Source organism: Trujillonella humicola (assembly GCF_046233715.1).
Taxonomy (GTDB): Bacteria; Actinomycetota; Actinomycetes; order Mycobacteriales; family Geodermatophilaceae; genus Trujillonella; species Trujillonella humicola.
Genome location: NZ_JBJNRJ010000106.1, coordinates 1 through 3,907, shown reverse-complemented (window position 1 = coordinate 3,907; position 3,907 = coordinate 1). Strand labels below are relative to the sequence as shown.

The following is a 3,907-nucleotide window of genomic DNA, read 5'->3' as shown; positions in this document are numbered from 1 at the left end:
CCCGGGAACGGATGAAGGACCGCGGCAAGCCGGCCAACCAGCGCACCGCACCCGGCAAGCTCGTCGAGGGCGCCGTCACCCAGGGCTGGAAGCCCGCCAGGGCCGAGATGATGATCGCCTTCGGCGACCGCATCGAGCCCTACCTCAGCTGACCTCATCAAGATCGATTGCAGGTCTTACACAGAAGAGTTGACAAGCTCGCTGCGCCCGAGCCCCGGCAGTCGCGAGCCGAGCCGACTGACAAGGAGTGGGCGTGCTCGCCGGAATCGACACCCACAAAGACACCCTCGCCGTCGCTGTCATCGACCCGGTCGGCCGGCCGGTGGAAGTCACCGAGCTGGCCAATACCGAGGCCGGCTTCGACGACCTCGAGGAGCTGCTGACCCGCCACCAGGTCGTTCGCGTTGGCATCGAGGGCTCGGGCAACCACGGCCGCGGCGCCGCCATCTGGCTGGTCCTCGGCGGCCAGTTGGAAGTGGTCGAGGTGCCGCCCAGCCTCACCTCGCGGGAACGCTCCAGCAAGCCCGGGCAAGGCAAAACCGACCCCATCGATGCCGTGGCCATCGCCCGGATCACCGCCCGCGAGCCGGGACTTCCGCCGGTCCGCCTGGCCATCGGGCAAGCCGCTGACCTGCGGGCATTGGCCGATTACCGCGCACAGCTGGTCACCGAGCGCACCGCGCTGGCCAACCGCACCCATGCCGAGCTGCACGGGCTGCTGCCCGGCTACCAGGTCACCGTTCCGCGGCTGACCGCACCGACCTACATCGCCGCCGCCCGCGCTCTGCTCGACGGTGACACCGGCGTCCGCTCGCAGCTGACCCGCCGCCGCCTGGACCGCCTCGACGAGCTCACCGCAGAGATCGGGGAAGTCGCCGACCTGATCGCCGCCGCCATCGACACCGTGCAGACCGGACTCACCGACCTCTACGGCGTCGGCCCGATCAGTGCCGCCACCATCCTCGGCCAGGTCGTCGACGTGCGCCGCTACCGCTCCCGGCACGCCTTCGCCGCCGCCAACGGCACCGCGCCCCTGCCGGCGAACTCCGGGCGCACCACCCGCCGCCACCGACTCAACCGCTCGGGCAACCGCACCCTCAACCGGGTGCTCTACACGATGGCGATCACCCAGATCCGCGCCGACACCGAAGGCCGTGCCTACTACCTGCGCAAACGCGCCGAGGGCAAGACGAGCCGCGAAGCTCTCCGCTGCCTCAAGCGACGGCTCTCCGACCTGATCTACAAGACCCTGCAGGCAGACCTCGCCGCCCAGCAACGACCGGCCCCCACCGGCTAAGGACGGTGAGTGCGGCAGCGACAAAACGGACGCGTCTCTACGGCCGAAGCCAGCTGCGCGACAGGCTCTCAGTCCCAGACCTGCTCTTCGCTGCGGTCAGTCCACCGCGCCCACCGCCGATCCGGACGCTACGCCCGACCGGCATTGACACATAGGAGCTCACCTGCGGTGAGCTGCGCGTTTGTCGAGCGCCGTTACGTCGCGGCCCTGATCGTCGAGGGCTGTTCTGCTCCGCAGTGGGTCGACGAGGGAGGTCGGCCTGGCCTCGCGCTGGCCGGCGTTCCTGCGCGCCGACTCAGGCCGCAGGCCGAGTGACTCGGGTCGTGGAAATCGCCATGCGCCCGCCGCCGTGCAACCGGACCGCATCGGCCAGAGGCACGACTAGCTGTACTGACCGGAGACGTTGGTCGAGGGCGTGTGACGACACGATCTGACTGATCTTGTTCGGGGAGGACCTCCGGGCGTGGAGTGGAGCTGCTGAAGGCGACCACTGCACACGAACCCCGGAGGTCCTCCTGTCTCACGCTAATGCCGCCCTGACTCCACGCCACCGTCTGCGCATGGCCCGGGCCATCGTCGAGGACGGTTGGTCGATCTCCTACGCCGCGGCGGTGTTCAACGTCGCCTGGCCCACGGCCAAGCGCTGGGCCGACCGCTACCGCACCGAGGGGCCGGCCGGGATGGTCGATCGCAGCTCCCGGCCGCACTCGTCCCCGCGGCGCACGCCGGCGCCGGTGGTGCGCCGAATCGTGCACCTGCGCTGGAAGCAGCGGCTGGGTCCGGTGGCGATCGCTGACCGGGTCGGCGTGGCGCCCTCGACCGCGCACGCGGTGCTGCGCCGTTGCCGGCTGAACCGGCTGTCGCACGTCGACCGCGCCACCGGGGAGCCGATCCGCCGCTACGAACGCGACCGCCCGGGCGAGCTGATCCACGTCGACGTGAAGAAGCTGGGCAACATCCCCGATGGCGGCGGCTGGCGCTACGTCGGCCGCTCTCAGGGCGACAAGAACCGGGCCGCCACCCCGGGCAAGCCGCGCAACCGCCACCACAACCCGAAGATGGGCACCGCGTTCGTGCACACCGTGCTCGACGACCACAGCCGGGTCGCCTACGCCGAGATCCACGACGACGAGACCGCCGCGACCGCCATCGGCGTGCTGCGCAACGCCGTGGCCTGGTTCGCCGCTCGCGGCATCACCGTCGAACGCGTGCTCAGCGACAACGGCTCGGCCTACCGCGCCCACGCCTGGCGCGACGCCTGCGCAGAGCTGGGCATCACGCCCAAGCGCACCCGGCCCTACCGCCCGCAGACCAACGGCAAGATCGAGCGCTTCCACCGCACCATGGCCGACGGCTGGGCCTTCCGCCGGCAGTACCTCAGCGAGTCAGCCCGACGAAAGGCACTGCCGGGCTGGCTACACGAGTACAACCATCACCGGCCCCACACCGCGACCGAACGCCGCCCGCCGATCACCCGCTTGACCAACCTGTCCGGTCAGTACAACTAGCCCGCCCCCGGCGTGGCCATCGGTCCGACGGGCGCTCATCAAGGCGCGGCCGCGTCCTCGAGCCTCGTCGATGCCTCCTGGCTGCAGGACTGGAGGAAGTCGCCGGTGGTACTGGAGGTCCAGTTCCTAGCTTCCGCAGCTGTGATGTCGTTGCACAAGCTGAGCGTGGGCTAATCGGGAGGCACTCACGCGTCGGACCAGACCCGGCGAAGTACGGTGGCCAGCTTCTCCAGTACGAGTGCCGTCTCCTGGTCCACTGATCAGGAAGCGCCGGCGACGAGCCGCAGGCTCCGCGAGAAGGACCGGGGATTGGCGAGCACGTTGGCAAGAGACGGCGGAGACGTGCTGGCGGCGGCTCGCCGCTCAACCATCAACCCTTGGATCGCGAGGTCGCGATGCTGCACGAGCAGTCCACCGACAATTCATCGGCGCTACTAACCGTCGTTGAGGCCGCGGCGATATTGCGTACGCCCGCTTCGACGCTGCGCTATTGGCGGCACATGGGCAGAGGACCGAGCAGCTTCCGCATCGGCCGCCGAGTGATGTATCGCGCCGAGGATCTCGGTCGCTGGATCGAGGACCAGCGCCGAACCGACCACCAACGGCGAGGCGTGACGGGCTGAGGTCCGGCACATCGAGGCCGAGCCGGCACACCGCTGGTGTGCGTAACTCAGCGATCGAGCACTCGAGCCGCCTGTGCGCTGACCACCTGGCGTCCGAAGTAGACGTCCAGCGTCATGGAGGGGTTGGCGTGCCCCAGCTGGTCGGCCACCTGACGCGGAGTCAGCCCCGCCTCTTCCAACCGCGTGGCGACGGTCTTGCGAAAGGTGTGCGAGGTGACCCACGACCACGGCCCCTCCTCGCAGCGGACACGACGCCCGTTGGCGCCCGTCCTGAAGGCGCCGTCTGCAGCGAGCTGATAGCCGGTACCGGCGCAGGCACCGCACTCGAACGAGTCGAGCAGCTGACGCAGCTCGCCGGACACGTTCGTGGGGTCCCGCAAGTGTGGTTCCCCCGAGATCGTGGAGGGCTTCCCTATGCCGCTGCTCGGTCGAGCGCGGTCGTCTCGTAGGTGATTGGTGACAGGTTCCCGGCGGCACTG

The 3,907-nt window shown here is 69.6% G+C and carries 4 protein-coding genes; 3 read left to right on the top strand and 1 reads right to left on the bottom strand.

Annotation, left to right across the window (positions count from 1 at the left end):
• Positions 1-253 precede the first annotated feature (253 nt).
• From ACK586_RS25220 to ACK586_RS25210, 3 genes are all read left to right on the top strand, one after another.
• Positions 254-1,297 (top strand): IS110 family RNA-guided transposase, encoded by a 1,044-nt coding sequence (locus tag ACK586_RS25220; protein ID WP_409333282.1) that lies wholly within the window; start codon positions 254-256, stop codon positions 1,295-1,297.
• Between the two features lie 515 nt (positions 1,298-1,812).
• The gene (locus ACK586_RS25215; protein ID WP_409333283.1) at positions 1,813-2,805 is read left to right on the top strand and encodes an IS481 family transposase; all 993 of its coding nucleotides are present in this window, start codon (positions 1,813-1,815) and stop codon (positions 2,803-2,805) included.
• 377 nt (positions 2,806-3,182) lie between these two features.
• Complete coding sequence (locus ACK586_RS25210) at positions 3,183-3,428, top strand: helix-turn-helix domain-containing protein (RefSeq protein ID WP_409333281.1); 246 nt, start codon at positions 3,183-3,185, stop codon at positions 3,426-3,428.
• Between the two features lie 47 nt (positions 3,429-3,475).
• Here ACK586_RS25210 and ACK586_RS25205 read toward each other — a convergent pair whose 3' ends face one another.
• Positions 3,476-3,790: a tyrosine-type recombinase/integrase gene (locus ACK586_RS25205; protein WP_409333280.1), complete on the bottom strand. Its 315-nt coding sequence runs from the start codon at positions 3,788-3,790 to the stop codon at positions 3,476-3,478.
• Between the last annotated feature and the right edge of the window lie 117 nt (positions 3,791-3,907).